The 26,415-nt window shown below is 62.3% G+C and carries 27 protein-coding genes; 1 reads left to right on the top strand and 26 read right to left on the bottom strand.

All coding sequences use genetic code 11. The features are described from left to right. Window positions 1-509 precede the first annotated feature (509 nt). The 26 genes from D3870_RS21580 to D3870_RS21455 all read right to left on the bottom strand — a co-directional run bounded on the left by D3870_RS21580 (window position 510) and on the right by D3870_RS21455 (window position 24,834). On the bottom strand, window positions 510-1,259 hold the full coding sequence (locus D3870_RS21580; RefSeq protein ID WP_242490138.1) for an ABC transporter ATP-binding protein: 750 nt from the start codon (window positions 1,257-1,259) through the stop codon (window positions 510-512). Then, on the bottom strand, window positions 1,249-1,983 hold the full coding sequence (locus D3870_RS21575) for an ABC transporter ATP-binding protein (RefSeq protein ID WP_119743088.1): 735 nt from the start codon (window positions 1,981-1,983) through the stop codon (window positions 1,249-1,251). Before D3870_RS21575 ends, D3870_RS21580 begins: the two co-directional genes overlap by 11 nt. Then, the gene (locus D3870_RS21570; protein WP_119743087.1) at window positions 1,983-3,002 is read right to left on the bottom strand and encodes a branched-chain amino acid ABC transporter permease; all 1,020 of its coding nucleotides are present in this window, start codon (window positions 3,000-3,002) and stop codon (window positions 1,983-1,985) included. Before D3870_RS21570 ends, D3870_RS21575 begins: the two co-directional genes overlap by 1 nt. After that, entirely contained in the window at window positions 2,999-3,880 is an 882-nt protein-coding gene (locus D3870_RS21565; RefSeq protein ID WP_119743086.1) for a branched-chain amino acid ABC transporter permease, read from the bottom strand. Before D3870_RS21565 ends, D3870_RS21570 begins: the two co-directional genes overlap by 4 nt. A gap of 79 nt (window positions 3,881-3,959) precedes the next feature. Then, entirely contained in the window at window positions 3,960-5,177 is a 1,218-nt protein-coding gene (locus tag D3870_RS21560; protein ID WP_119743085.1) for an ABC transporter substrate-binding protein, read from the bottom strand. Window positions 5,178-5,216: 39 nt separating this feature from the next. After that, on the bottom strand, window positions 5,217-6,539 hold the full coding sequence (locus tag D3870_RS21555; protein ID WP_119743084.1) for an aromatic ring-hydroxylating oxygenase subunit alpha: 1,323 nt from the start codon (window positions 6,537-6,539) through the stop codon (window positions 5,217-5,219). A 341-nt stretch (window positions 6,540-6,880) separates the two neighbouring features. Next, window positions 6,881-7,825, bottom strand: coding sequence for an AraC family transcriptional regulator (locus tag D3870_RS21550; RefSeq protein WP_119743083.1), 945 nt, complete (start codon window positions 7,823-7,825; stop codon window positions 6,881-6,883). Between the two features lie 88 nt (window positions 7,826-7,913). Then, window positions 7,914-8,714 carry an FRG domain-containing protein gene (locus D3870_RS21545; protein ID WP_242490137.1) on the bottom strand — a complete coding sequence of 267 codons (801 nt, stop codon included), beginning with the start codon at window positions 8,712-8,714 and terminating at the stop codon, window positions 7,914-7,916. Window positions 8,715-8,908: 194 nt separating this feature from the next. Beyond that, on the bottom strand, window positions 8,909-9,862 hold the full coding sequence (locus D3870_RS21540) for a PDR/VanB family oxidoreductase (RefSeq protein WP_119743081.1): 954 nt from the start codon (window positions 9,860-9,862) through the stop codon (window positions 8,909-8,911). 25 nt (window positions 9,863-9,887) lie between these two features. Next, window positions 9,888-10,316 (bottom strand): RidA family protein, encoded by a 429-nt coding sequence (locus D3870_RS21535; protein WP_119743080.1) that lies wholly within the window; start codon window positions 10,314-10,316, stop codon window positions 9,888-9,890. Further along, the gene (locus tag D3870_RS21530) at window positions 10,313-11,347 is read right to left on the bottom strand and encodes an aromatic ring-hydroxylating oxygenase subunit alpha (protein ID WP_119743079.1); all 1,035 of its coding nucleotides are present in this window, start codon (window positions 11,345-11,347) and stop codon (window positions 10,313-10,315) included. The genes D3870_RS21535 and D3870_RS21530 overlap by 4 nt, the downstream gene beginning before the upstream one ends. A gap of 38 nt (window positions 11,348-11,385) precedes the next feature. Beyond that, complete coding sequence (locus D3870_RS21525) at window positions 11,386-11,607, bottom strand: recombinase-like helix-turn-helix domain-containing protein (RefSeq protein ID WP_119743078.1); 222 nt, start codon at window positions 11,605-11,607, stop codon at window positions 11,386-11,388. Next, entirely contained in the window at window positions 11,607-11,933 is a 327-nt protein-coding gene (locus tag D3870_RS21520; protein ID WP_119743077.1) for a hypothetical protein, read from the bottom strand. Before D3870_RS21520 ends, D3870_RS21525 begins: the two co-directional genes overlap by 1 nt. After that, window positions 11,926-13,080 carry an FAD-dependent monooxygenase gene (locus D3870_RS21515; RefSeq protein ID WP_119743076.1) on the bottom strand — a complete coding sequence of 385 codons (1,155 nt, stop codon included), beginning with the start codon at window positions 13,078-13,080 and terminating at the stop codon, window positions 11,926-11,928. Before D3870_RS21515 ends, D3870_RS21520 begins: the two co-directional genes overlap by 8 nt. A 25-nt stretch (window positions 13,081-13,105) precedes the next feature. Then, the gene (locus D3870_RS21510) at window positions 13,106-14,071 is read right to left on the bottom strand and encodes a VOC family protein (RefSeq protein WP_119743075.1); all 966 of its coding nucleotides are present in this window, start codon (window positions 14,069-14,071) and stop codon (window positions 13,106-13,108) included. A 64-nt stretch (window positions 14,072-14,135) separates the two neighbouring features. Continuing rightward, the gene (locus D3870_RS21505) at window positions 14,136-15,611 is read right to left on the bottom strand and encodes an aldehyde dehydrogenase (RefSeq protein WP_119743074.1); all 1,476 of its coding nucleotides are present in this window, start codon (window positions 15,609-15,611) and stop codon (window positions 14,136-14,138) included. Window positions 15,612-15,804: 193 nt separating this feature from the next. Next, the gene (locus D3870_RS21500; RefSeq protein WP_119743073.1) at window positions 15,805-16,605 is read right to left on the bottom strand and encodes an aspartate dehydrogenase; all 801 of its coding nucleotides are present in this window, start codon (window positions 16,603-16,605) and stop codon (window positions 15,805-15,807) included. Window positions 16,606-16,617: 12 nt separating this feature from the next. Then, window positions 16,618-18,297: a thiamine pyrophosphate-binding protein gene (locus D3870_RS21495; protein WP_119743213.1), complete on the bottom strand. Its 1,680-nt coding sequence runs from the start codon at window positions 18,295-18,297 to the stop codon at window positions 16,618-16,620. Then, entirely contained in the window at window positions 18,290-19,093 is an 804-nt protein-coding gene (locus D3870_RS21490) for an SDR family oxidoreductase (RefSeq protein WP_119743072.1), read from the bottom strand. The genes D3870_RS21495 and D3870_RS21490 overlap by 8 nt, the downstream gene beginning before the upstream one ends. A gap of 16 nt (window positions 19,094-19,109) precedes the next feature. Further along, window positions 19,110-19,937, bottom strand: a complete 828-nt coding sequence (locus D3870_RS21485) for an IclR family transcriptional regulator (RefSeq protein WP_119743071.1) — start codon at window positions 19,935-19,937, stop codon at window positions 19,110-19,112. A gap of 13 nt (window positions 19,938-19,950) precedes the next feature. Beyond that, window positions 19,951-20,796 (bottom strand): alpha/beta fold hydrolase, encoded by an 846-nt coding sequence (locus tag D3870_RS21480; RefSeq protein ID WP_119743070.1) that lies wholly within the window; start codon window positions 20,794-20,796, stop codon window positions 19,951-19,953. A gap of 15 nt (window positions 20,797-20,811) precedes the next feature. After that, window positions 20,812-21,357, bottom strand: coding sequence for a cupin domain-containing protein (locus D3870_RS21475; RefSeq protein ID WP_119743212.1), 546 nt, complete (start codon window positions 21,355-21,357; stop codon window positions 20,812-20,814). Between the two features lie 18 nt (window positions 21,358-21,375). Continuing rightward, window positions 21,376-22,149: an SDR family oxidoreductase gene (locus tag D3870_RS21470; protein WP_199710855.1), complete on the bottom strand. Its 774-nt coding sequence runs from the start codon at window positions 22,147-22,149 to the stop codon at window positions 21,376-21,378. A 15-nt stretch (window positions 22,150-22,164) separates the two neighbouring features. After that, the gene (locus D3870_RS21465) at window positions 22,165-23,007 is read right to left on the bottom strand and encodes an ABC transporter permease (protein WP_119743069.1); all 843 of its coding nucleotides are present in this window, start codon (window positions 23,005-23,007) and stop codon (window positions 22,165-22,167) included. Continuing rightward, the gene (locus D3870_RS21460) at window positions 23,007-23,990 is read right to left on the bottom strand and encodes an ABC transporter substrate-binding protein (RefSeq protein ID WP_119743210.1); all 984 of its coding nucleotides are present in this window, start codon (window positions 23,988-23,990) and stop codon (window positions 23,007-23,009) included. The genes D3870_RS21465 and D3870_RS21460 overlap by 1 nt, the downstream gene beginning before the upstream one ends. Window positions 23,991-24,045: 55 nt before the next feature. Continuing rightward, entirely contained in the window at window positions 24,046-24,834 is a 789-nt protein-coding gene (locus tag D3870_RS21455) for an ABC transporter ATP-binding protein (protein ID WP_119743209.1), read from the bottom strand. A 549-nt stretch (window positions 24,835-25,383) separates the two neighbouring features. Here D3870_RS21455 and D3870_RS21450 point away from each other — a divergent pair. After that, window positions 25,384-26,340 (top strand): DUF808 domain-containing protein, encoded by a 957-nt coding sequence (locus D3870_RS21450; RefSeq protein ID WP_119743068.1) that lies wholly within the window; start codon window positions 25,384-25,386, stop codon window positions 26,338-26,340. Window positions 26,341-26,415: the final 75 nt, after the last annotated feature.

The raw sequence follows: 26,415 nt of genomic DNA, 5'->3' as shown, positions 1-26,415 counted from the left end.
CTCGGAAAGACCGTGAGATCTTTCCTCTTTTTACACAACGAAGTTGTGATTCATTGTCGGGAGGCAGTCAGCGATCTGCTGACCGGTGTCATCCCATCACTTCGCTATTCTTCGTTTGCGCAACATCGTTCGCCATTCGAACGAATGTTTCTTTATCGAATGAATTGATTCTAGGTAGCGACGAAAAACACGTCAACAATGAAGGTTCAATCGGTGCGACAAACGAACAGAATCGGTAACAGCGTTGCTGCAATAAGACATCTTCTCTGAACAAACATTGCAGCTGTTTCACCTATGGTTCATTGCTATCGCACCAGCCAGCAATTCTTCGATCAAACAGTCCCGATTCATCAAGCCCTTCCGTCATGAGGCGGCAATTCGATAGTGACGGCTTGCCGATGCAAACGGGTCGATTACCGTCACTACGAACGACACAAGGAATGACAAACTCACATCTTTTCGAAAGCGGAAGTGCTGATCCTCGTGTCCGCACGAAATGACAGGCAGTGTTACAAGCCCAGGTACGCCTGCCGCACGCGATCGTCGTCGAGCAGTTCCTTTCCGGTTCCTTCCAGTGCGATCGCACCGTTCTCCAGCACATACGCGCGCTGGCACATCGCGAGCGACTCCACCACGTTCTGCTCCACCAGCACCACGGAGAGGCCGCTGCCATGCAGCGCCGAAATCACGGCGAACATTTCATCGGTCAGCGCAGGTGACAGGCCGAGCGACGGTTCGTCGAACATCACCAGCAACGGATTGGCCATGATGGCGCGGCCGATCGCGAGCATCTGCTGCTCGCCGCCCGATAGCGTGCCCGCGCGCTGACTGCGGCGTTCCGCGAGGCGCGAGAAGGTCGCATAGACGCGATCCATGTTGCGCGTGCGGTCGGCGCGCGAACGACGCAGCGTTGCGCCCAGCCGCAGGTTTTCCTCAACCGAGAGTGAAGGAAAAATCTGGCGGCCTTCCGGCACCTGTGCAATGCCCAGCTCGCAGACGGCGGCGCTGTCCAGTCCCTTCAGGTCCTTGCCCTTGAAACGGATGCTGCCCGTCTTCGCCGGCAGCATTCCCGCGATGGCGCGGATCAATGTGGTCTTGCCCGCGCCGTTGGCGCCGACGATGGAGACGATCTCGCCCGGCATGATGTGAAAGCTCACGCCGGCGAGCGCCTCGGCTTCGCCGTAGTGCACCTTCAGGTTGTCGACCTCCAGCAGAGGTGCGTTCCCTTTCAATACGTCATCCAATACTTCATTCGACACTTTCGGCCTTCCTTCCCAGATAGCTTTCGATCACGCGGCGATCCTGCGTCACTTCCTGCGGCGTTCCCTGGATCAGCAGCTCGCCGTGATGCAGCACCACGACGTGTTGTGCAACCGACATCAGGATGCGCATCACGTGCTCCACCAGCACGATGGTCAGCCCGTCGCGATTAAGCGCGCGCAGCACCTCGATCACTTCGTTCGCCTCGGTCGGGCGCAAGCCGGCCATCACTTCATCGAGCAGCAACAGCTTCGGTCTGGTCGCGAGCGCCTTCGCCAGTTCCAGCATCTTGCGATCCGGCAGCGTCAGGTACTGCGCCTTGACGTCCATCTTGTGCCTCAGCCCCACCTTGGTCAGCGTATCGGCGGCGACATCACGTGCATGTTCCAGCGTGGGCGAGCGCAGCAGCGCGCCGACCATCGCGTTTTCCAGCACGGTCATGTCGAGCAGCGGACGCACCACCTGGAAGGTGCGCGCCACGCCGCGCTTGCAGATCTGCTCCGGCGACAATCCGTCGAACGATTCACCTTCGAACACGACGCGGCCCTGCGTCGGCGTCAACGCGCCGGAAATCATGTTGAAGCACGTGGTCTTGCCGGCACCGTTGGGGCCGATCAGGCCGACGATGGAACCGGCGGCGACGTCGAAGCTCACATTGCTTACCGCCTTCAGGCCCGCGAACTGTTTTGTCAGGCTTTCCACCCGCAACAATGGTGTAGTCATTATTGGCCCTCCGTTGCAGGTGTGGATGCCTTGGCCGCCGCCGGCGCGCGCAGGCGGCCGAAGCGCTTCGCAATCGCCGGCCACAGGCCTTCGGGCATGAAGCAGACCACGACCAGCAGCAGCGCGCCGTGGATCAGCAGATTCAGTCCGTAGATGCCGGTGCTTTGCGCGACATGATTCGAGAACTCGCCGAGCGGCACGACGAACAGCGCGCCGACGATCGGGCCGAACAGCGTGCCGAGTCCGCCGATGATCGGGGCGATGACGATCTCGATCGAGAAGCGCATGCCCATCATGGTGTCGGGGAACAGGCTGCCGCTCAACAAGGCGTAAAACGAGCCGCCGATGCTGGTCATGATCGCGCTGATCACCACGGCCAGAATCTTCAGTTGCAGCGTCGGCACGCCCAGGGCACGCGCCGCATCCTCGTCTTCGCGGATCGCGCGCCAGAAGTAGCCGAACTTCGATTTCATCAGGGCCGCGCTGCACAGGAATGTGATCGCGGTCAGGATGAGAAAGGCGAAGTAGAAGAAGGTCGAATCGCCGCGCAGCGACAGCAGCGGATGCGTATCGCCCGCCGCCTTCAGGAAGTAGCCGCCGGTGCCGCCGACATAGCTCCAGTTGTCGAAGCTGATACGCATCATTTCCGCGCAAGCGATGGTCAGCAGCGTGAAGTAGATGCCGCGCACCGAGAAGCGGAAGCCGATGAAGGCGATCACCGCCGCCACGACCGCACTGATCGCCGCGCCGATCAGGATGCCCAGCCACGGCGACAGGCCGTGCGTGCCGGTGGCCAGCGCCACCGCATACGCACCGAGTCCGATGTAGAGACCGTGACCGAGCGACAGCTGGCCGACGTATCCCATCATCAGGTTCCATGCGATGCCGTACACCGCGAACATCAGCACCAGCGTGGCGATCGAGATCAGCGCATCGCCGGTCACCGCCGGCAGCAAGGCCAGCAGCACGAAGAACACGAGTGCGGCGATGCCGCCGTCTTTCAGTATCAGGTTTTTCATCGCTGCCTCCCGCCGAACAAGCCTTGCGGACGGATCAGCAGCATCGCGATCAACAGGCCGTAGGAAATCATGGATTTCATCGCCGGATTGATCACCAATGCGGCGATGCTTTCGGAAATGCCGATCAGCACGCCGCCGACCAGCGCACCGACGACGCTGCCCAGCCCGCCGATGATGACGACGACAAAGGCCATCGTGGTCATGTCGCTGGCCAGATACGGCTGCGTGTCGAAGATCGGCGCGATCAGCGTGCCGGCAGCGCCCGCGCATGCCAGGCCGATGCCGGCGGTGATGGCAAACACGCGATTGACGCGCAGGCCGATGGCGGCGGCACCGATGGGATTGTCGGCCGCCGCGCGGATCGATGCGCCGGTATCGGAATAGCGCAGGAAGGCAAGCAGCAGTGCAATCAGAGCCAATGCCGCGAGCGCGCCGTAGAGGCGGACCGCATCGAGCTGCAGGAAGCCGAGTTCGACCACTTCGAAACTGGCGGCGCTGCTGATGGGGCGCGCTTCAGGTCCGAAGATGATCATGTGCAGGCCGGTGATGCACAGCGCAAGGCCGACGAACAGGATCACCTGCACGTGATGGGGACGGCGGATGAAACGGTTGATCAGTCCGGTTTGCAGCAGGTAGCCTGCGCAGAACATGATGATGGCCGAAATCGGCATGGCAACGATGGGCGACAGGCCGAATGCCGACCACATCAGGTAGCCGAGATACATGCCGACCACCACGAGTTCGCCGTGCGCGAAATTGACGACGCGCATCACGCCGAACACGATGGTCAGGCCCAGCGCGATCAACGCGTAGATCACGCCGATCAGCACGCCGCTGGCCACCATGTTGGCGTAGAGAGGCAGGTTGGAAGTGAGCATAGGATTCTATTGATTCAGATACGGAAAGGCGCGCCGAAGCAGCGCGCCTTGTTTGGTGCTTGCGCTCGGGACGGCCGCCTCAACGACCGGCGAACGGCCGCATCGGGAATGCCGGCGCGGCCATCGTGATCTGCTGCGGACCGACCACGGTAGGCACGCCGTCGCGGTTCTGCAGCAAGGCCACGCCGATGTTCGGGTTCTGGCCCTTTTCGTCGAAGCGGATCGGACCGCCGTACATGATGTGATCCTCGATGTTGGTGGTCTTCAGCGCCGCGTGGATCGCGGCCGGGTCGTTCGACTTGGCGCGCTTGACCGCATCCGCCATCACCTCGACTGCCTCGAACGAGAAGCCGACGTTGAGTTCGAAGCGGTTGCCCTTTTCCATTTTTTCGTAACGTTCGGCGATGACCTTGGCGCGCGGATTGCGCGGGTTCCACCACGGCACGCAGATCATGTAGTCGTCGCCGAACTTGCCCAGCGCATCGGTGAAGGCACGTTCGTACGGGCCGGGGCTGCCCGGGCCGATGATGGCCATCGGGTTGTATTTCTGCTTGACCATTTCGCGCACGATCATGATGGCGTCATTGGTACGCGTGATCGGCAGCACCAGCTCGGCGCCGGTCGCCTTGGCCTTCGCCACTTCGACCGACAAGTCCTTGGCACGCACGTCGTAGCCGATCTTGTCGACGATCTTGATGGGCACCTTTGCCTTTTCCCAGATCGCGTCGAGTGACGCCAGCGCAGACTGGCCGAAGGTGTCGTTGACGTACAGGACCACGGCGCTCTTGGGCATCACTTTCTGCGTCGTCACCAGCTCATGGATGCGCGTGACCGCGGAAGCGATCATCGACGACACCGATGCGAAGTTGCGGAAGATCTGCGTGAAGCCCTGCTCGGTGATCTGCGGCGCGGAGCCGATGTTGATCAGGAGCGGCACCTTGGCGGTCTCGACCGCTTGCGCGGCAGAGATGGTTGCGCCCGTATCCCATGCGCCGATCAGCGCCGTGCATCCCTGCCGAATCAGTTTTTCCGCAGCGACGCGACCGTTCTCCGGCTTCGATTCGGTATCGGCGAAGATGAACTCCATGTTCGGACCGTTGCGCTCCTTGTTCACCAGCGCGGCGTACTCGATGCCCTTGCGCGACTGCTGACCGGGGAAGGCGAACACGCCGGATGTCGGCAGGATCACGCCGATCTTTGCGGATTCCGCGGCCCAGCTGCGGATGGGAACTGCACCGACCACTGCGCTGGCAGCGGCGGCCTTGAGGATGGTGCGACGGGAAATCTGTTTTGCCATCTTGCTCTCCTGAATTGGTAATAGTTGTGATACGACTTTTTACTTGCTCGTTGTTTCTTCTTTGTGCGCGCCGTGCACGGCATTCACGAAGGTCGACGCCATCTTCATCTTCTGGCCGACGGCCTTCTCGTACTCTTCGCGCACCCGGTCCGGCTGGCCATACTGGCCGAAGCAGTCGTTCAGGTAAGGCCCGAGCAAGTGGTGCACGTTCTGTTGTTCGCGCGGCATGCCATGGATCATCTCCTCGCGGCAGGCCGAGGGCAGGAACACGTCCTCGTTCTGCGCCGGATCCCAGATCTGCGCGAAGAGTTGTTGCTTGCCTTCCGCCATCGCATCCAGTTCCTCGAAGAACTTGCGACGCATCATGACGACGCCCTTGTCGCTTTGCCCGAGCTTTTCCTTCGTGCGATCGGTGATACGGCCCTGGCCGTACCATGCGGCGAAGTCCTGGTTGATGACGTGCGAGATGATCCATTCGCCGTTCTCGTCCTTCAGCGGGCCGACCCAGCTCGGGATCTTCTTCTGTTCATACGGCTCCATTTCCTTCGGCACGCGACCGAACATCCACATCACCGACAGGGTGTTCTCGTCGTCGATGGGAACGCGCCATTCGCAGTGGTGGCCGAGGTAGAAGGCATTCGGCCACAGGCAAACGCGACCAACCGTCCACATGATGTTGTCCTCGGTGTCGCCGCCGCGCAGGCGCTTGTAGGTCAGGCCGTATTCGAATTCTTCGAACTGCAGCTGCAGGTGGGTCGGCACGTTGCTCCCGTTCGGATCCTGCTGACGCACCATCCAGTTGTTGTGCGTCCACTCGAAGTGCACCGGGTCGATCGAGTTTTCCTGGCACTGGAACCAGTTGCAGGGCAGCTCCGAGAAAATCGCTTGCGCGAAGCCGTTCTTGAAATTCAGGAAGTCCCAGTCCGGCAGTTCCGGCGCGGGCAGCGGACCCATGTAGGCCCACAGCATGCCGGCCTTCTCCTTCACCGGATAGCCCTTGATCTTCGTGCCCTGGCGCATGCGCGCGCTCGGGTCCATGACTTCCTCGAACGGCTGATGCAGGCACTGGCCGCTTTGACCAAATTGCCAGCCGTGATAGCTGCAGCGCAGGCCTTCCTTCTCGACGTAGCCGTGCACGAGGTCGGCATTGCGGTGCGGGCAGCGGCGCTCGATCAGGCCGAAATTGCCGCTCAAGTCCTTGAACAGCACAAGGTCTTCGCCGAAGAGACGGATTGCGCGCACGGACTTCTTGTCAAATTCATCGGCACCGGCAACCGGATGCCAATAGCGCCGCAGGTATTCCCCCATCGGCTTGCCGGGCCCGACTTCTGTCAGCAAACGGTTCTTTTCTTCACTCAGCACGGAGGTCTCCTTGATTCATTGTCGTGACGCCATCGCTGTCACAGTGCAGACATATTCTTGCGCAGCGATATGCCCCGAACAACCTCACGAAAGCTCAAAAAGGGAACCATTCGGCCTAAATTGGGGGCCGCGATTATCAAACGGATATGGAAAAAAACGGGCGCACAAATGCGGTGCCGGCAATGCACGCTGCTTGTGCGGTGCGGAGGGGGTTTGCGAGAAAAAATGGCAATGCGGCGGCGCGGTTGCCGAGACAGGCGCGGTGCAGTGTTCCGCGAATGACCCGCTCCGCCTTCGCCCGTGATGACAGGGGATTGCGGCATCGGGAATTGAAAAACCTGCTACAACTGCATCTCCGCCACAGGCGAGGAACGCAGGTAGGTCCTCGGCGGCACGCCCGACCAGCGCCGGAAGGCACGCGTGAAGCTCTTCTCCGAGTTGTAGCCGACCTTGGCCGCAACTTCGGATATGCGGCACTTGCCGGCAGCCAGATGCTCGGCCGCGATGTACATGCGATGCGCCGTCAAATACGAGATCGGCGATTCGCCGACGAGCTGCTGGAAGCGGGCGGTGAAGCGCGAGCGTGACATGCCGACCGCCAGTGCCAGCGCATCCACCGACCACTCGCGCTGCGGCTCCTTGTGCATCAGCAACAGCGAGCGGCTGATCTGCCCATCGCTCAAGCCGCGCAGCCAGCCGCAGATATTCTCGGTGTTCGCCTGCAGATAAATGCGAATCACATGCACGAACAGCAAGTCGGCCAGGCATGCGGCGGCGTGATTCCAGCCGAGCTGGCAGGCCATCGACTCTTCGATGAAGCACTTCATGGTGGACATCAGCCACGGCGTGATGTCGGCGGCGCGAATGTGGATCATCGGCGGCAGCATGTTGAGCAGCGGATTTCGCCGGTGCTCGCGATAGAGGATGATGCCGGTGTACAGATCGGTGACGGGACCATCGCCGCCCGCGCGGAAGGCCAGCGGCCGGTTGGGCAATGGACATATCCCCATGTCGACAAGCAGCTTGTCGAACAGGATGGCGTCGTCAACCGGAGCGGACGACATGATGTGCTCGTCCCCGTGCGGCAAAACGATCAAGTCGCCGGGCTGGACCAGCACCGGCGCCGCGTCCCGCACGCGGACCCAGAAGGGATTTTCGGTCGCGATGCGAAAGGGTGCGCCATTCACCGGATTCTTGACGAATGACCAGGGCGCGCCGAGCGTGAAGCGGCCGGTGATGATGCCTTCCGATCGCAGTCCGGTGAGTATCTCGCTCAATATGTCCACTTGATCTCCAACAGCTTTACTTCGGCTTGCCACGAATGCGACATGCCTTTGACCGACGCGCTGCGCACAACGTTCATCCGCAATGCTGTCAAACCGCTCCGGGCTTCACCGCGTCATCGATCAGTCTCGGCCAGATCACTTCCAGCTCGAACTTGATGGACTTTGCCAATCCGTCCAGATCGGGGAACAGCGTCGCATTGGTGATGTTCATGCGGTACAGGGCCTTCATTGCCTCGTCGCGAACGTGACGCGGCAGGATGATCTTCCTGATCAGCGTTTCCTCGGCGTGATATTCCTTCAATATTTCGTCCAGCGACTTGTCCAGCACGCCCGGCAGCACCACCGTACCGGACTGCGCGACCAGCCGCATGTCCATTTCGGTCGGCTCGCCGATCCAGATGATCTGGCTGTCATTCTGCAGGAAGTAACGGTCGAAATTCCCCTTCTTGCGCGGATCGATGGTGTCGCGCGTGAGCAGCGGATTGTTGACCGGCGGCGCATTCCAGAGCACCGGCGTGTTCAGCGCGAACACGGCGGCGTCGCTGACTGCGCTTTCCAGTGCAAAAAAGGCCGCGACGAACGGCGACTTGGTGAAGTCCAGCAGGCGTGTCGGTGCGCCGTGATGCTGCATCAGCGAGAGGCAGCGCAGATCGTCGTCCAGCGCCACCGGCTTGCTCAGATAGTTGTGCGCCTTGCGGCGGAAGATGCGGATGGCGCGTTCTTCCCGCGTGCGCCAGCCCGACTGGTCGGGGATGAAGGCCTGCAGATAGCGCGACAGCGAACTCAGCAATGCCCAGTTGGCGTCCTGCTGGCCGCGAAACGCCCAGCCGTCCAGTTCCGATGTCAGTGATACGAATTCATTCCAGCTGGAAATTTCAATCTCGGTCAAAACCTGTCCTTTTCTGCTACGCCAGCGAAAGCTGTTTTCTGCTGCCGCTGCGCATGCCATTATTGCATGATGATGCGCACAGGTTGCACCATGCAAAAACGCAGGCTTGCCTGAAAAACAGGCAGCCTGCGCTCGAAGCCGAAAACGGGTTGTGACCGCACTCCCTCGCCATCGAGACGAAGGAATTTTTCACGTCAAAGATCAAGCACCAGCCGTTTTCCCTTGCAGCCCGATACGCAGACCATCATGGTCTTGTTGGATTCGCGTTCCTTCTTGCTGAGCACGCCGTCGCGATGCTCGGGCACGCCTTCCAGCACCTTCGTTTCGCAGGCGCCGCACACGCCTTCGCGGCAGCTGTGATCGACGTGCAGGCCGGCATCCAGCAGTGCATCGAGCAGCGACTTGCCGGCCGGGACGGTGACGGTCTTCTTGCTGCGCGCCAGTTCGGCCACGTATTCGTCTTCCTGCACCGTCTCGACGTTTTCGCCGGCGGAGAAACGCTCGATGTGCACGTTCGGCAAACCGAGTTCTTCGCAGATGCTCTCGAAGGCGTTCAGCATCGGCGTCGGTCCGCAGCAGTAGAAATGCGCGTCGGCCGGCTTGCTTGCCAGGAAGGCCCGCAGGTCGGGCGGCACGCCCTTCTCGCCGTCGAAATGGCTTTGCACACCCGCCTGCGCCAACAGTTCATCGGCGAACGCCGCTTCGGCGCGGGAACGGGCGCAGTAGAACAGCTCGGCCGATTTGCCGAGGCCGCGCAGATGATCCAGCATGCAGGAGATCGGCGTGATGCCGATGCCGCCCGCGATCAACACGCTGTGCGCTGCCGTTTCATCGACCGGGAAATTGTTGCGCGGGGCCGAGATGCTGATGATCGTGCCCACGCGCAGCTGCTCGTGCACGTAGCGCGAGCCGCCGCGGCTGTTGCGGTCGTTCAGGATGCCGACCACGTAGCGGTGGCGCTCCTTCGGCGAGTTCGACAGCGAGTAGCTGCGCGACAGGCCGTTGCCCAGATGCAGGTCGATATGCGAGCCGGCTTCGAAGGCAGGCAACTCGCCGCCCGCAGGCGACACCAACTCCAGGCTGACGATGTTCTGCGCTTCGAAGCGCATGGCCTGGACACGAACGGAAATGAGGTTGCTGCTATCCATTACGACGACTCACTTATAGTCAAAATTACGCTGCAGTCTGCACCGCAGTCCGCAGATCGACATCCAGACGCGCGAACGCATCGATCTCGACCTTCAGTTCGGGAAACACCAGCCCGTTCACGCCGACCAGGGTCGAGCACGGATACGGCGACTGGAAAAAATCGCGCCGCGCGCGGCCCACTTCATCCTTGTCGGCGATGTCGGTGACGTAGATCACGAGCTTGTAGATGTTGTGGATGCCGCCGCCGGCAGCCTCTGCCAGCGCGCGAATCTTCTCCAGCACCACCATCGTCTGCTCGTAGGCGCCGAGCTTGTTGTCGCGCGAGGCCGGATGCGCCGTCATGCCGGAGATGGCGATCTCGTTGCCCAGCACGAGGCAGTTCGACCAGGTGGCCGTCGGAAGCTCCGCCACCTTGTCGGTTTTCACATGACGCACCGGAAGGCGCTCGGTCATGCCGCCTTCTCCTCCTGCTCGTCAAGCTGCGCCTGGGCGAGCTTGCGCACGTGGCGGCGCAGACGGACGATGCCCATGTCGTGCTGGTACAGGATTTCGCGCTGATTGGCATCCGGCTCCATCAGCTCCAGCACCACGCGGTCCTGCTCGAGCACGGCCCAGTGGCGCGCTTCGAGGCGGTTGCGATACAGGAAGCGCCATGTGTCGCGCTGCCAGCCCGGCACCAGCTTGCGCACGCGCCAGTGGAACACTGCCGCCACGTTCGGCACGATCGGCGTGTAGCTGCCGATGATGGTGAAGCTGCCGCCGGGACCGCCGGTCTTCGGATACGGGATCGCCAGACGCATCCAGTGGATGCCGGTGTCGGCCCACTCGGTCCAGTCGAAGTTGACGCCGCGCTGGCCTTCCTTCTCGAACACGAAGCCGGTGTCGGTTTCGCGCACGCCGAAGGTCGCCGTGGCGTCGCCTTCGGCCATCGAGTGCGATTGCTTGTGCAGGAAGGTGCCGTGCATCGGGTCCATCACGTTGTCGATCACGTAGCGGTAGTCACCGCCCCACTCGGTGTAGCAGAGGAAGGACGAATATTCCTGGTCGTTGGTCAGTTCTTCCGGCAGCACCAGCGGCGGCGGCGTGTCCACGTTTTCGCTGGAGTTGTAGAGGAAGATCGCGCCGGCGGCTTCGGTCACGTGGAACGAGCGGGTGGCCTTCGCGCCTTCCAGCTTGCAACCGGGGCTGCCCGGCACGCTGGTGACGACACCGTCGGCGCGCACCTGCACGCCGTGGTAACCGCAGGCAATGCGGTCGCCCAGCGCGATGCCCATCGAGAGCGGCGCGCCGCGGTGCGGGCAATGGTCTTCCAGCGCGTGCAGCTTGCCGGTTGTCTGGTCACGCCAAAACACGAATTTGCGGCCAAGGCGGCGCAGCGACACCGGGCGCTCGCCGACAAACTCGGACGGGCAGATCGGGTACCACAGGTTCTTCAAGCCCTCGGCGAGCACGGCGTCGACGGGATCGTTGGGGGACGTTCTCATGTCAATATCCTTTTCAAATGATCTGGCTGCTGTCGTCTTCAGGCAGAAAGACGCGCCATGGCTTCCTGGAAGTTCTGTTCGGTCCAGATGCCTTCGTTCTCCGGGCAGTTCGGGCCGGTGCGGTTCAGGTGCGCAACCATCGCGGCGAGATCTTCAATGCCGGCGGCGTAACCGCGTTCGATGGAATCGCCCAGCAAGTCCTCGAACGGCGTGGGCTGGCGACGGCGCGCCTGATGCGGATCCAGATAAAGCTCTTTCATTATTTACCTCCATTTCTGACGCGCTCGCGGATACGCTCGCGCACGGGTACAAAGTCATAGGTCGGATAGCACTCGGTGCGGAACACACCCCATGCGGAACGTTCCAGCTCCACATTCACCAGCGGCAGCAGCTCCGGCGGCAACTCAAGCGTCACGATCTGGCCGAGGCCCATGGCCACCGTCCATGACACGACGCGCGTGCCTTCGACCGGGAAACGCTCCCACCAGTCCACCTGCTTCATGTGTTCCTGGATCGCGTCCAGGTTTTTCGATTGATCGTGCTTCAGCAGGATCGTCAACAGCATGGTCTTCGGCGCGTCAGGCATGCGCCTCTCCATCGACAGACACATTCCATGCCTGATAGCCATAGACCCAGTCGGCATTACCGCCTTCCTTCATCCATTCATTGCCACGCGAGCCGAGCTGGATCTTGCTCGTGCGTTCGCGGCGCGTGTCTTCATAACGCTTCAAGGCCGCCGGCACCTCTGCTGCCGTCTTCACGCTCGCCAGCGCGCGGCCGAGCACAACGGCATCCTCAATCGCCATGCCGGCGCCCTGCGCCATGAACGGCAGCATCGGGTGGCAGGCATCGCCCAGCAGGGTCATTTGTCCTTTCGACCAGGCCGGCAAGGGATCGCGCTCGTACAACGCGCTTTTCAGCACTTCGTCGCAGGCGTCGAGCAGCGCTCTCGCATCGTGGTGGAAGTCAGCATACAGCTCGCGCAATTCCGATACCTTGCCCGGCGTGGTCCACGATTCGAGATGCCAGCTGTCCTGACCGATGGTCGCGAAGATGAAGATGTCCTCGCCGCGATTGAGCGGGAAGGTCACGATCTGGCTTTGCGGATTCGGCCCCCACCACTTGGTGAACGCTTGCAGGTTCGGCACGTTCGCCACCTTCGACGCCGGCACCACGGCGCGGAATGCCACCACGCCAGTGAAGCGCGGGTTTTCCTTGCCGAACATCGAGGTACGCACGGCCGAGTGGATACCGTCAGCGCCAATCAGCACGTCGACGTGATATGTGCTGCCATCGACAAACGTAATGTCAACACCACTGTCATCCTGCGTAATCGCCTCGGCGCGTTTGTCGAACAACACGCGTTCGAGCGGAAAATCTTCCGCCAGCGCGGCCAGCAGGTCGGCACGGTGGATCGTCAGTTGCGGCGAACCGTATTTCTCTTCGGCTTCGTTGCCCATGACCAGGCGCGAGGTCTCCACGCCGGTGTCCCACGTGCGGGAAAGGCGATGCGTCGGACGTGCCGCTGTACGACGAATGCCTGCCTTCACCTTCTCGCCCAGAGCGTCGAGCGCACCGACTGCATTCGGCGTCAGGTTGATGTCTGCGCCCACACGAAAGAAACCTTTCGCTTGTTCGAAGACGACAACGTCGTGGCCCGCGCGATGCAGGGCGATTGCTGCGGTCAGACCGCCGATGCCGGCGCCGACGACGCCAATTTTGAGAGATGCCACGTGCTTGTCCCCTTGTCTTTTGAGGTTAGTGTTTTGGCTTGTCCGTCAGGAACTTTCCGCTCGGCGCTGCCGCATTCTTTTGACGGCGTGTATTGCCATCGATGCCGCCTTCGATCGCCCATTCGGCAAACATCGTCGGGCCCGGCTCGAAGTCGCGCGCTTCCCAGTGTTCGTCGAGCTGGTCTTCGTCGGCGTAGTACTCGATCAGGCCGCCGGCCGGATTCTGGAAGTACCAGAAGTAGGCGGACGAAATCGGGTGACGGCCCGGGCCGAGCTGCGTGTCCCAGCCCTTGCGCGACATGTTCATGCCGCCGCCGAACACTTCATGGATGTCGCGCACGGTGAAGGCGACATGGTTCAGGCCGGCACGCGCGGCAGGCGTCTGCAACAGGAAGATGTCGTGGTGGCCGCCCTCGGCCGCGCAGCGCAGGAATGCGCCGCGATCGGGATAGCGGTCGGAGGCGACGAAGCCGAAGTTCTCGGTGTAGAACTTTTCGCATGCCTTCACGTCCTTGACGAAGAACACGACGTGACCGACTTCGATCGGCGCCGCCTGTTCGTAGGCCGGGCTGCGCTGGTTGATGCGGTTCTTCTCGTTCCAGGTATTCATCTGCGCGCACTCGACCGAGACGTCGCGCTTCTTCGTCACCTGGAAGCGCACGGCCAGACCGTTCGGATCGGTGCAGCCAAGGCGATCGCCCTGGTTGACGTAGCCCGGCAGTGTTTCGATGCGCTTGGCGAAACGCTGCAGCACTTCGGGAGCGGACACGCCCCATACGACTTCGCGCAGAGTCGGACCTTCTTCGATCGCCGGCGGCAGGTCGGCGGCATCGCTCTTCTTGACGATGACGCGGCAGCCGTTCAGCGATTCGAATACCAGCGCGTCGGCGCTTTCTTCGACCAGCTTCATGCCCCAGTCGAGGAAGAATTGCTTGCACTTCGGCAGATCGTCCGCGCCGTAGGTGATTTCATCGATACCCAGTACGTCCATTACTCTTCTCCTGAATTCCGCTTTTCGTCATGTCCCCTCCCCTTGAAGGGGGAGGGCTAAAACCTTACTTGGCCCAAGGCAAAGGTTGTTCGTTCATGCCCCAATACAGGCTCTTCTGTTCCATGTACTGCAGAATGCCGAGGCGACCCTTCTCGCGGCCCAGACCGCTATCGCGCCAGCCGCCGAATGGCGTCGAGATCGAGAACTGCTTGTAGGTGTTGATCCACACATTGCCCGCTTGCACCGCACGTGCGAAGCGCCAAGCCTTCTTGTAGTCGCGCGTCCAAACGCCTGCCGCCAGCGCGTACACGCTGTCGTTGGCCTGTTCGATCAGGTCGTTCTCATCTTCGAACGGCATCGCCACCAGCACCGGGCCGAAAATCTCTTCCTGGCAGATGCGCTGATCGTTGCGCACGCCTTCGATGATGGTCGGCGTGTAGAAGTAACCGCGATCGTAGATCGAGCCGGTCGGACGCACGCCGCCGGTGCGGATATGGCCGCCTTCATCGACGCCGAGCGCGACATAGGACTCGATCGATTCGCGGTGACGCGATGTGATCAACGGTCCGAGTTGCGTGCGTTCGTCGGTCGGATCACCGACGCGCAAGGCGGCGGCACCGGCAGCAAGACGCTCCATGAAGGTGTCGTAAATGCCGTGCGCAACGAACAGGCGCGAACCCGCAATGCAGGACTCGCCGGACGAACTGAAGATGCCGTACAACACGCCGGCCACGGCGTGATCCAGGTCCGCATCCTCGAACACCATGGTCGGCGACTTGCCGCCGAGCTCGAGCGAGACCGGCATCATCTTGTCGGCGGCGATGTGCGCGATGTGCTTACCGGTGGTGGTGCCGCCGGTGAAGGACACGCGCTTGACCAGCGGATGCACCGTGATCGCGTCACCGATCACCGAGCCCTTGCCCGGCAAGACGCTGATCATGCCGGCAGGCACGCCGGCTTCGATGCAGATCTTTGCCAATTCGAGCGCGGCCAGCGGCGTGACTTCCGCCGGCTTGACCACGACCGCATTGCCTGCTGCCAATGCCGGCGCCATTTTTTGCGCTTCGCTGGCGATCGGCGAATTCCACGGCGTGATCGCCGCGACCACGCCCATCGGCTCGTACACGCTCATCGTGAGGTTGTCGCCGCGCATTGGCGTGATCGTTTCCTCCAGCGTCTCGCAGGCTGCTGCAAAGAACTGGAAGGTGGCGGCGGCGCTGGCCACCAGTGCGCGCGTTTCGCTGATCGGCTTGCCGTTGTCGAGGCGCTGCAATTGCGCCAGGTCTTCGGAACGCTCGCGGATCAATTGCGCGACGCGGTACAGCACGACGGCGCGCTCGTGCGGCTTCTTCTGCGCCCAGCCGCTGGTGCGGAATGCCTTGTCGGCGCCCTGAATGGCCTCTTCCACATCGGCGAGATTGGCGGCATTCAGATAGGCGACCGGTTCGCCGGTGGCCGGATACAGGGTCGCGTAGCGATCACCCTGACCGAGGCGCCAGTTGCCGGCGATGCAAATAGGAAGAGTTTCGTTCAGGTTCATGTCAGCTTTCAATGCAGTTCTGTCTATGTTCGGACGATGCTTGCCTTGCCAATAACGACCTCGCCATGACGACGAGGGCTGAGATGGGGATGGGGTCCGATACCCCGATTTCAACCCATCCCGCCTTTCCCTTGCCGGGAAGGAAACATCACGAGGTTCTATCGCAAACGCCGTGTTACTGCCCTATCAATTTTCAAATCGATACCGCGTGGGCGCGATTGGCCAGCGCGCGCACCACGCTGAATACCGTCAGCGCCGAGGTCTTCGGATTGGCCGCGAGCGGCTTGCCGCGCATGGTCAGCTCGAAGCCGCCGAACGCGCCCTTGGCCTCGACGTGATGCACGTTCTCCGTCACGCCCGGATCGGCGTACAGGCGCACCTGCGTCTGGTCCAGTCCGAGGCCCGCCAGCGACAGCGTGGCGGCGACGTTGGCGTTCTTCGGGAACAGCCGCGCCGCGTCGCGCGCGCTGCCTTCGAAAATCACGGTCGCGGTTTCCAGCTTGTCGAGATCGAACTTGTCTTCGGCCGGCGTGCCCTTCCAGGCATACGGCGGCTTGCGGCCGGTATAGACCACGGAGTCGAGTCCGCCGATCTTCGCCGCCGAAAGAGCATCGATCGCGCCGATCGCGCCCGACAGCAATTGCACCTGCGTCTTGCCGCGTTGCGCCGCTTCTTCCAGGCGTTCGACCAGTCCGGGTTCGGACAGCGCACCGACCGACACCACCATGCACGGGATGCCGCGCTCCAGCGCCGGGATGATGTGCTCCTCGATGGCGCGATGACCGGCGCATTCGATCAGCAGATCGGGACGGCTGCCGTTGAGCCCGGCCGCCACTTTGGCCTGCGGCGCGAGCGAGGACACCACGCTGCGCGCAGCGTCCACGCCGTTCTCGGGCACGATCACCAGATCGAACGTCACTTCAGGATCGCTCTTGAGCAACTCCATGACACCGACGCCGATGGCGCCGCAACCGATCATTGATACATGCAGCATGAAGGCTTCTCCTCAGTTCGCTGCCACGGGTTCGGGCTTCTTCACCGGCGGGCCGGCGAATTTGGTCTTGAAGCTGCCGATCGCGAGCATGTCCACTTCCACGATGAACGGGCCATCCACGGCCAAGCCTTGCTGGATGGCATCACCCAGTTGGTCGAGGTCGCGCACGCGCACGTGGCCCAGGCCCATGGATTGCGTCAGCAGGGCGTAGTCGGGCGTGTGCAGTTCCACATAATGCTTGCGGCCGCCGTACACGGCGTCCTGGATGTTCTTGATGACGCCATAGGCCTGGTCGTTCATCAGGATGACGATCATGTTGGCCTTTTCCTGTACCGCAGTGGCGAGTTCGCCCAGGTTCAGGATGAAGCCGCCGTCGCCGGCCAGCAGGAAGGTCTTCTTGCCGGAGTTGGTGACCGCCGCACCGACGGCAGCGCCCACGCCCATTGACAGCCCCAGGCCGATGCCGCCGCCCAGCGCATGCACGCCCGCCTTGGGGTCGTGCAGTTCGGGCAGGCGGTTGCCCCAGATGCTGTTGGAGAGCGTCACGTCGCGCACCCAGTTGAACGAGGTGCCGACCACCGCTTGCAGTTTGTCGATCAGTTTCGTGTAGGGGCCGACATCCTCATGCAGAGTGGCGAGAGCAGCCGCGCGCGCGCGCTTGATGTCCTCGACGAATGCGGGATCGGTCGCCAGCTTGCCTTCCAGGCGGTCGGCCAGGCCCTTGAGCGCCAATTCGGCGTCGCCGGCGATGAAGTAGTCGTTGCTGTAGCAGCGGCCGTCAGCCGTTGGGTCGGCGTCGATGCGGTAACGCGTGGCCGGCAGCTTGAGTGCGTACTTGAGCGTTTCGTTGCTGCGCAGACGCGAGCCGACCACCAGCAAGGCATCCACGGTCTGGTAGAGCGCTTCCACCGGCTTGACGGCGGTGAACGAACCCACAACGGCCGGATGGTTCTCGGGAATCACGCCGCGCCCTTGCGTGCTGGTGACCACGCCGAAGCCGAGCTTGACGAGGCGTTCCACTTGCTTGCCGGCACGGCGTGCACCGCCGCCCAGCCACAGCAGCGGACGCTTGGCCGTGGCCAGACGGTTGGCCAGCTCGTCCAGCGCAGCCGCGCTCGGCACCTGCGTCTCGACCGGCAGCGGCGAAAGATCAGCCGGCAGTTCGATCAAAGCTTGCTGGATGTCGATGGGAATCTCGACGCTGACCGGGCCGGTGGGCGCGGTCATGGCGATCTGTACGGCACGCTTGACGATACCCAGTGCCGTCTCGGGCGTGCGAACGCGGAAGGCAGCCTTGGACACGGCACCCAGCATGGCGAGCTGCTGATTGTTCTCGTGAATGAAGCCGAGGTTCTGGTCCAGGTAAGGACTGTCGATCTGGCCCGTCAGGTGCAGAACCGGCGTGCCAGCGGTGATGGCTTCGACCATGGAGCCGGCGGCATTGCCGGCGGCGGTGCCGGTACTGGTCACGGTCACGCCCAGACCGCCCGTGGTACGGGCATAGGCGTCGGCCATGTTGGTCGCGCCGGCTTCGCCGCGCGCCATGACGAAACGGATGTTGCCACGCTCGCCGAAGGCGTCGAGGATCGGCATGTTGTGGATCGAGATGACACCAAAGGCCGCCTTGACATCGCACTGCTCGAGAAAGGCTGCAATGGCGCAGCCGACGGTAACTTTATTTTGCTTAGGCATGGCGGGAAAGACCTCCTGAAACATCGATGTGACTGCCTGTGGTGTATGAAGAAAGCGGTGTCGCGAGGAACACGATGGCGCGCGCCGCTTCGTCGGGAAGGCCGAGACGGCCGATTTGAATTTGTTTTTTCTGTGCCAGCCGGCCGGTCCACTGCGCCCATGTCATGTCGCGCTCTTCCGGCGGACGCGCCTCGTAGCGGCGACGCCACTGGCCGGATTCGACCAGACCGATCAGGATGCCGTTGACGCGCACGCCGAACGGGCTGAACTCGGTGGCGAGCGAACGCACGAGATTGAGCACGCCGGCGCGGGCGGCGGACGTCGCCACCATGTGCGGCTCCGGCTGCCTGGCCAGCAGCGAATTCACACAGACGATGGCGGCTTCCTGCGTGGTCTTCATTTGCGGCAGGAAAGCGCGGGTCGGGTGAATGATGGAAAAGAATTTCAGGTGCAGTTCTTCGGTCCACGCCGCATCTTCGGTATCGGCGAAAGTCGAGACGCGGCCCTGGCCGGCGTTGTTGACCAGCATCGACACCGTGCCGAGTTCGCGCTGCACGCGTTCGGCGAATGCGGCCATGTGTTCCGCCGACAGCACGTCGCAAGCGGACGCGAGGATGCGGCCTTGCGGAAAGCGTTCGCGCAGGTTTTTTTCGGCTGCCGCGAGGCGTTCTTCATTGCGGCCGCAGAAGGCAACCGCTGCGCCCGCTTCGAGCAGCAGCTCGACGGTGGCCAGTCCGATGCCGGACGATCCGCCGGTCACGACGGCGACCTTGCCTTCGAGATTGATCATGGACATGCTTGCTTATCCTTGTTTATAGATTGACGACCATGCCGCCCGATTTTTCGGGAACGTAGTCCAGCAGGCGCGACAGTTCATCCGCGCTTTCCCGCACGCGGCGCACGATGAGATCGAGTTGCGTCTCGTCGATATGCGGCGCGGGGATGGTGGCGCCGAGCGCCGCCACGACGCGTCCGCTCTGATCGCGCACCGGCGCGGCGACCGTGGAAATGCGCGACTCGTAGAATCCTTCCTGCAGCACGTAACCGCGCTGGCGGTCTTCCTGGAGCATGTGGAACAGATCGAGCACGGTCTTCGGCGTGCTGTCGGAGAAACGCTCAAGGCGCTCTTCGGGATACAGCTCGCGCAACTCGGCCAGCGACAGGTCTTCCAGCAGCACGCGGCCAAGCACGGTGGCGTGCGCCGGCAGACGCGTGCCCACGCTGACCGAACTGACGAAGGCGGTCGGCGCAACCGACTTGGCGACGTACACGATGGAACGTCCGTCGCGCACCACCAGGTTGCATGGATAGTGGATCTCGTCGCGCAGGCGCTCCAGCAGCGGACGGCCGATCTCGGTCAGCTCCAGCGACGCGAGATACTCGAATCCGAGATGCAGGACCGCCATGCCGAGGCGATAGTCGCGTCCGCCGTCGTTGCGCTCGACGAATCCCATGCGTTCCAGCGTCGCCAGCAGGCGGAACACCGTCGAACGCGGCACGTCGAGCCGTCTTGCCAGTTCCGGTGCGGACAGGCTCTTGTCCTTGCGGCTGAATTCGCACAGCAGGCGCAAGCCGCGTTCCAACCCCGGCACGAGGTATTTGTCCTGGGGCTCTTCGACTGGCAACTGTAGTGTTGTCATGATATGAACCGTTCTATTGAATGGCCTGGCGAATTGCCGTGGCCACCGCGTCCGGCTGTTCGACATAGCAGGCGTGGCCTGCGCGATCGATCAGCGCGAACGGATAAGCGAATTCCGTTGCGAGCATGCGGCTGTCCTCCGGTGTGGTCACCACGTCGGCACTGCCGCAATACATGCGGCCCGCCAATCCCTGCGGCGGATAGCGATGGATATCGTCGCCGCACAGCATATGCACCGCTTGCGTATATCCGGCCGGATCGAGCAGGCTCGTGTTCCAGCGCACCCATGCGCGCTGTTCTTCGTCCGCCTGCGGCGACAGCATGCGGTCCGGGCTCCGTTCGGCCATGCCGGCGATGCCCTGCGTTTCCAGATTGCCCAGGCGCTGCTGCAGCACTTCCGCGCCGCGCGCATCCTTCGCCGCGCTGCCGTAGCCTTGCGCGGGACTGAGCAGTACCAGCTGCGAGACGCGCCCGGGATGCGCCGACACGAATGCCGACGCCATCATCGCGCCGAGCGAATGTCCCACCAGCACGCAGCGCGCAATGCCGAGTGCATCCAGAAATTCTGCGAGGCGCGCCGCGTAGTCGGCCGCACTCGGTGCCGGGTTCGACATCGGGGTGGAACGGCCATAACCGGGCGCATTCCACGCGATCACTTGCGCATCCTGTTCCAGTTGCAGCGCGCAGCGCAGCCATGAGGCTGCACCGGAACCGATGCCGTGCAGCAGGACGACGGTCGCCGGTCCCTTGCCGCATGTGCGGCAAGAGATCGTGCCCGACGCCGTTTGCACGGAGCGTTCGGCAAAGCGCTGGTCCAGCAGCGACAGCGACGCCTGCAATTGATCGGAGGATGCGTTCATGTGGCTTGATCCCGATTACTTCAGCTCGCGCTTGATCTTGGCGAGCGGATGCTCCGGCGGATAGGTCGGCGTGATCGGCTTTTGCGCGCCCAGCATCACGCACATCAGCGCGTCTTCATCGCCGATGTTGATTTCCTCGCGATACACGCCCGGCGGCACAGACACGACGTCGCGGTCGGTCAGGATGGTTTCGAAACGCTCGCCGTCTTTTTCGAGGATCAGCTTGAGCTTGCCGCGAATCACGAAGAACACTTCTTCAACGTCGATGTGCAGGTGCGGCGGGCCTTCATGGCCGGCAGGGATCACCATGGTCGAGAACGTGAAGTTTTCGGACGGCACGGTGTTGACGTCGGCTGCGACGCCGGTGCCGCCGGTACCGATGTAGCGCATTTGCGCGCGGCGGAATTTCGGGTCGTAGTCGGCCTGGAATTTCAGCGCGTCCCAGTCGTATTTACGCGTGGAAAAACGCGCGACACGGGAAGTCATCCAATCTTCAAAGCTGGCGCCTTCCGGACGATCCCAGCTGCGCGTGGCCTGTTTTTGCTCTGACAAATCGCTCATCATCACTCCTGAAAAAAATTAATGCATTACAAAGCCGCCATTGACGGCAATCACCTGGCCCGTGATGAAACGGGAAAGATCGGACAAGGCAAACACGACTGCGCCGCATACGTCTTCCGGCACCTGATCGCGCTGGATCGCGCGCCGGTCGTGGTAGGTCTGGTGCCTTTCCTTCGGTACGTATTCGGTGGCCTCGACCAGCGTGAGGCCGGGCGCGACCGCGTTGACGGTGATGTTGTCACCGCCGACTTCGCGCGCCAGCGAACGCGTCATGCCGATGATCGCGCCCTTGCTGGCGACGTAGGCCATCAGGTTCGGCGCGCCCCACAACGGCGTGTCGGACGACAGATTGACGATGCTGCCGCGGCCGGATGCGCGCAATGCAGGCAGGCAGGCGTTGGTCATCAGCCAGGTGCCGCGCACGTTGACTTCCATCACCTTGTCCCACATCGGGATTTCCAGCTGCTCCGAAGTGCGGCCGCCCGAGTTGGTGATGGCGGCGTTGTTGACCAGGCCATCGAGCCCGCCCAGGCGCTCGACCGCCGCCCTGGCACAGGCTTCGATCGATTGCGGATCGCCCAGGTCGAGCGGGAAGCCGTGCACCTTGAAGCCGCGTTTTTGCAGATCGGCCACGGATTGCCGCAACGGCTCCTGCAGGATGTCGGCCATGGCGACCGTCGCCCCGGCTTCGGCGATGGCCGTCGCAAAGGCGAGGCCGAGACCGCGCGCCGCGCCGGTGACGAAGATGCGACGTCCGGCCAGCAGCTGATTGGGTTGATTGGTTGCAGACATGTTGCGGTGCTCCAATCAGACGGTCGTGGTGGTTGCTTTGGGGATGTAGTGCAGCACGCGGCGCTCCGCCCACACCACGGCGCCGTACGCGACGATGCCGATGATGGTCAGCGCGCAGATCGCAACAAATACGGCAGCCGTATTACCCTGACCTTCGCCTTCCACCAGCATGTAGCCGAGACCCTTGTTGCCGCCGACCAGTTCACCGACGGTGACGCCGATGACGGACAGGGTCGACGCGATGCGCAGGCCGGAGAACAGCGCCGGCATCGCCGAGCGGAACTCGACCAGGCGGAAGATCTGGAAGCGGCTTGCATTGAGCGTGCGCACCAGGTTGATCATGTCCGGGTCCACGGTACGCACCGCGGACAGGACATTGATCATGATCGGGAAGAACACGATCAGCACCGCAACGATGATCTTGGGATACACGGTGTAGCCCAGCCACATCACGAACAGCGGTGCGAACGCAACCTTCGGCGCGATCTGCAAGGCCAGGATATACGGCGACAGCATGGCTTCCGTTCTGGGCGACAGGCCGAGCACCACGCCGCAACCGATCCCGAGCAGGGCGCCGAGCAGGAAGCCGAACACCACTTCCAGTGCGGTGATGCCGAAATGCTGCAGCAGGTTGCCGCTGGTCCACATGACGCCCGCTTCCTTGATGACGGCGGTCAGGTTGGGCAGAATGAATTCGGGCATGCCGATCCATCCCGGGCCCCATTGCCATGCCACCAGAAAGAAAACGAGAAAGGCCAGGCTGCCCGCAACGGTTTTTGCCTTCTCGCTGAAGAAAGGGCGGCGCACCTGTTGTTCCTGCGGTGCCACCGTGCGGTTTGCCGTAGTTGCTGTGTCCATTATCGTGCTGTTCCTACAAATTGATTCGTGTAGAGTTCATCGACGGGAGTCGCCTTGGGCACGATCCCTTCGCTGACGTAAAACTTCTGCACCGCTTCCATGCGCGCCGGATCGATGTAGCCGAGGGTCTTCTGGTTCGCATAGACGTACTTGCGATAGAGGTCGAACACCTGCTCGACGCTGGCTTCCTTGCCCTTGAAGGTCGGCACTGCCTGCACGTAGACCGCGGTCGCGGCTTTCGGGTCCTTCATGATGTCGTCCATGCCGCGCAGGGTTGCGCGCACCAGGCGCTTGAGCAGTTCCGGCTTGGTCTTGATCGCTTCGTCGGAAGCGAGAATGGCCTGTGCCATGCTCTTGAAGCCGTTCAGTTCGATGATGTCGACCTTGGCGCCGGCATCACGTGCGTTGACGATCCAGTCCGGCACGCCGGCCAGAGCCTGTGCCTTGCCGCCGGCGAAGACCTGCCACACGCCGGCCGGACCCGCGCCCTGGATGGAGGCGTCGGTCTTGCTCATGCCCTGCGCGCGCATGTTGCCCAGCAGCGCGTAGTAAGTGGTATCGGTATAGGACATGACGGTGATCGTCTTGTCTTTCAGGTCCTTCAGCGATTTGATGTTGTCGGCTTGATGCACGCCGAGCAGGGTCAGCGAACCAGCGCCGAGCACCGCGATCGCCTTCACCGGCACGCCGTTGGCGCGCACGATGATCGGCGTGTCGCCGATCGCACCGCCGATCAATGCATTGCCCGCGCCGATCTGCTTGGCGACATCGACGCCGCCCTTGGCCGTGACGAAGTTGACCTTGATGTTTTCATCGGCGTAGTAGCCTTTTTGCTGCGCGATCATCCACGGCGCAAACGCCGGGGTGTTCGGCGGAGCAGGCAGCAAATACGTGACTTCCTCCGGCGCGGCATGCGCCAGGGTCGGAGCGACTGCGGCGACCAATGCGAGACTGCAGCAAAGCGATGCGAGAATTTTATTCATGCTCATATTGACTCCTGGTTCCTCATTAAGTTGACTACATGGACGCTTGACCACTTCAGTGCAGTTCGGCGCTCTCTTCCTTCCCTACCTTCAGTAACTCCATCAGTCTTCCCTGCAGCGGGCCGATTTCCGGCAGCTTGCGGCGCTCCAGCGGGTTGTCGCGGTGCGGCAGGTTGACCTCGATCTCTTCGATGATGGTGCCGGGACGCTCGCTCATGACCAGCAGGCGATCCGACAGCGCGATCGCTTCCACCAGGTCGTGCGTGATGAACAGCGCAGTCCGCCGCTTCTCGAACAGCATCTTGGCGAGATCTTGCTGCAGCACCATCTTGGTCTGCGCATCCAGTGCGGAGAACGGCTCGTCGAGCAGCAGCACCTGCGGATCGACCGCGAGCGTGCGGGCCAGCGCGGCGCGCTGACGCATGCCGCCGGACAGTTGATAGGGGTAGTGGTCTTCGAAACCCTTGAGATGACACTTCGCCAGCAGCTCGTTGGCGATGCGATGCTGCTCCTGCTGCGAAGCGCCGTCGATCTCCAGGCCAAGCGCGACGTTGGCGCGAATATTCCGCCACGGCATGAGCAAGTCCTTCTGCAGCATGAAGGCGACCTTGCGCACCGGCTTCGTCACCTTTTCGCCGCTGACGAACACCTCGCCGGCGGTCGGCAGGTACAGGCCGGCGCCCATGTTGAGCAAGGTGCTCTTGCCGCAGCCGGAAGGTCCGATGATCGACACGACTTCGCCGCTGCGGATCGACAGATTGACGTTGGTGACCGCGGCACGCGGTTGGTTGGTCTGCCGGTCGATGAAACTCTTGCCGACATTACGGAATTCGATTTCGATCATGATGTCCTTGCCTTGTGGATGACGATGCTCGTGGACGATGACTTCGTAACCAAAAACAGCGTCAGGAAACAGTGTCGCCGCTGCCTGTGCCAAATGCCTGACCCGACGTTTGTTTTATATATGAACCAACGATCTATATATGAACCGTTATTGGAACTCAATATACCAGATATTCACGAGAATGCCAGTGTTTTTGTCTCGCTTATAAAATGGTAATTTACCTATGGAACAATATGCTGTTTTCAGCAGAAAATTCCATGCCTTGTGGAAATAATCATTGCCGGTGCATTTCCGTACTCCGGACGCATGGGCTTTCGGCTCGGCGCGGACCGCTTCGAATCAGTTCGGGGCGAATGGCGGTCGGACTGCCCTGTATAGGAGCGCGTCCGGGCCGCAGCGTTCTGTGCGGCGCACGCGAAAAATAGTCCGCCTCTTGCATCGTGGACAATGGCTGCACGCCTGCGTACACTGGACGCCCCTGCAAGCAGCCATCCGGCACGCACCCGGCACGCGCTTCTTGTTCGCCCTTTATTTTGGAGAATCCCCGATATGGCCGGCGCCAGCCTGTTGACCCTGCTTGATGACATCGCCACCGTGCTGGACGATGTGGCTGTGCTGACCAAGGTCGCGGCAAAGAAAACCGCCGGCGTGCTCGGCGACGATCTGGCCCTCAATGCGCAGCAGGTGGCCGGCGTCCGGGCCGACCGCGAATTGCCGGTCGTATGGGCAGTGGCCAAGGGCTCGACCAAAAACAAGGTGATCCTGGTGCCGGCGGCACTGGCCATCAGCGCCTTTGCGCCGTGGGCGGTGACGCCGCTCCTGATGGTGGGTGGCGTGTTCCTCTGCTATGAAGGCGTCGAAAAGGTCGCGCACAAGCTGCTGCACACGAAGGAAGAGGACAGTGCGCGCCACGCCGACCTCGTGAACGCCCTGTCTGATCCGGCGGTCGACGTGGCCGCCTACGAAAGCGACAAGATTCGGGGCGCGGTCCGTACCGACTTCATCCTGTCCGCTGAAATCGTCGCCATCACGCTGGGCACGGTCGCCAGCGCCCCGTTCACGACCCAGGTCGCGGTGCTGTCGACCGTGGCCGTCGTCATGACCGTCGGCGTCTATGGCGCGGTGGCCGGCATCGTCAAGCTGGACGACGCCGGACTCTATCTCAGCAAAAAGGGCGGCGACAGCCTGTGGCGGCGCACGGTGCGCCGCACCGGCGAAGCGATGCTGCGCGCAGCACCTCACCTGATGAAAAGCCTGTCCGTGATCGGCACGATTGCCATGTTTACGGTGGGCGGCGGCATCCTGACCCACGGCATTCCCGCCGCGCATGCGCCGATCGAGCACATGGCGCATGCCGCCGGCACGGTTCCATACATCGGGCCCGTGCTGGAATGGTTAACGCCCGTCTTGCTGTCGATCGCAACCGGCATCGTGGCCGGGGCAATTGCGCTCATCGGCGTCAGCCTTGCTGGCCGCCTCTTCGCGACGCGCAAGGCCTCTACCTGAACCGTCCGCTCCGCGCTGCCCGCATGCAGGCGGGCGGCCGAACCGATTGTTGCCGCTTCCGGAATACCCTCTTGC

Origin of the sequence: Noviherbaspirillum cavernae (assembly GCF_003590875.1) — a bacterium.
In the GTDB taxonomy this organism is placed as follows: domain Bacteria; phylum Pseudomonadota; class Gammaproteobacteria; order Burkholderiales; family Burkholderiaceae_D; genus Noviherbaspirillum; species Noviherbaspirillum cavernae.
The sequence above is the reverse complement of the archived record's forward strand: the minus strand, read 5'-3'. Positions and strand labels throughout refer to the sequence as shown.

Bases quoted from the DNA above. Each gene is read 5' to 3' on its own strand.
- D3870_RS21575 (WP_119743088.1), bottom strand. From the start codon at position 1,983: ATGACTACACCATTGTTGCGGGTGGAAAGCCTGACAAAACAGTTCGCG.
- D3870_RS21570 (WP_119743087.1), bottom strand. From the start codon at position 3,002: ATGAAAAACCTGATACTGAAAGACGGCGGCATCGCCGCACTCGTGTTC.
- D3870_RS21565 (WP_119743086.1), bottom strand. From the start codon at position 3,880: ATGCTCACTTCCAACCTGCCTCTCTACGCCAACATGGTGGCCAGCGGC.
- D3870_RS21560 (WP_119743085.1), bottom strand. From the start codon at position 5,177: ATGGCAAAACAGATTTCCCGTCGCACCATCCTCAAGGCCGCCGCTGCC.
- D3870_RS21540 (WP_119743081.1), bottom strand. From the start codon at position 9,862: ATGGATAGCAGCAACCTCATTTCCGTTCGTGTCCAGGCCATGCGCTTC.
- D3870_RS21535 (WP_119743080.1), bottom strand. From the start codon at position 10,316: ATGACCGAGCGCCTTCCGGTGCGTCATGTGAAAACCGACAAGGTGGCG.
- D3870_RS21530 (WP_119743079.1), bottom strand. From the start codon at position 11,347: ATGAGAACGTCCCCCAACGATCCCGTCGACGCCGTGCTCGCCGAGGGC.
- D3870_RS21525 (WP_119743078.1), bottom strand. From the start codon at position 11,607: ATGAAAGAGCTTTATCTGGATCCGCATCAGGCGCGCCGTCGCCAGCCC.
- D3870_RS21520 (WP_119743077.1), bottom strand. From the start codon at position 11,933: ATGCCTGACGCGCCGAAGACCATGCTGTTGACGATCCTGCTGAAGCAC.
- D3870_RS21510 (WP_119743075.1), bottom strand. From the start codon at position 14,071: ATGGACGTACTGGGTATCGATGAAATCACCTACGGCGCGGACGATCTG.
- D3870_RS21505 (WP_119743074.1), bottom strand. From the start codon at position 15,611: ATGAACCTGAACGAAACTCTTCCTATTTGCATCGCCGGCAACTGGCGC.
- D3870_RS21500 (WP_119743073.1), bottom strand. From the start codon at position 16,605: ATGCTGCATGTATCAATGATCGGTTGCGGCGCCATCGGCGTCGGTGTC.
- D3870_RS21495 (WP_119743213.1), bottom strand. From the start codon at position 18,297: ATGCCTAAGCAAAATAAAGTTACCGTCGGCTGCGCCATTGCAGCCTTT.
- D3870_RS21490 (WP_119743072.1), bottom strand. From the start codon at position 19,093: ATGTCCATGATCAATCTCGAAGGCAAGGTCGCCGTCGTGACCGGCGGA.
- D3870_RS21485 (WP_119743071.1), bottom strand. From the start codon at position 19,937: ATGACAACACTACAGTTGCCAGTCGAAGAGCCCCAGGACAAATACCTC.
- D3870_RS21480 (WP_119743070.1), bottom strand. From the start codon at position 20,796: ATGAACGCATCCTCCGATCAATTGCAGGCGTCGCTGTCGCTGCTGGAC.
- D3870_RS21475 (WP_119743212.1), bottom strand. From the start codon at position 21,357: ATGAGCGATTTGTCAGAGCAAAAACAGGCCACGCGCAGCTGGGATCGT.
- D3870_RS21470 (WP_199710855.1), bottom strand. From the start codon at position 22,149: ATGTCTGCAACCAATCAACCCAATCAGCTGCTGGCCGGACGTCGCATC.
- D3870_RS21465 (WP_119743069.1), bottom strand. From the start codon at position 23,007: ATGGACACAGCAACTACGGCAAACCGCACGGTGGCACCGCAGGAACAA.
- D3870_RS21460 (WP_119743210.1), bottom strand. From the start codon at position 23,990: ATGAATAAAATTCTCGCATCGCTTTGCTGCAGTCTCGCATTGGTCGCC.
- D3870_RS21455 (WP_119743209.1), bottom strand. From the start codon at position 24,834: ATGATCGAAATCGAATTCCGTAATGTCGGCAAGAGTTTCATCGACCGG.
- D3870_RS21450 (WP_119743068.1), top strand. From the start codon at position 25,384: ATGGCCGGCGCCAGCCTGTTGACCCTGCTTGATGACATCGCCACCGTG.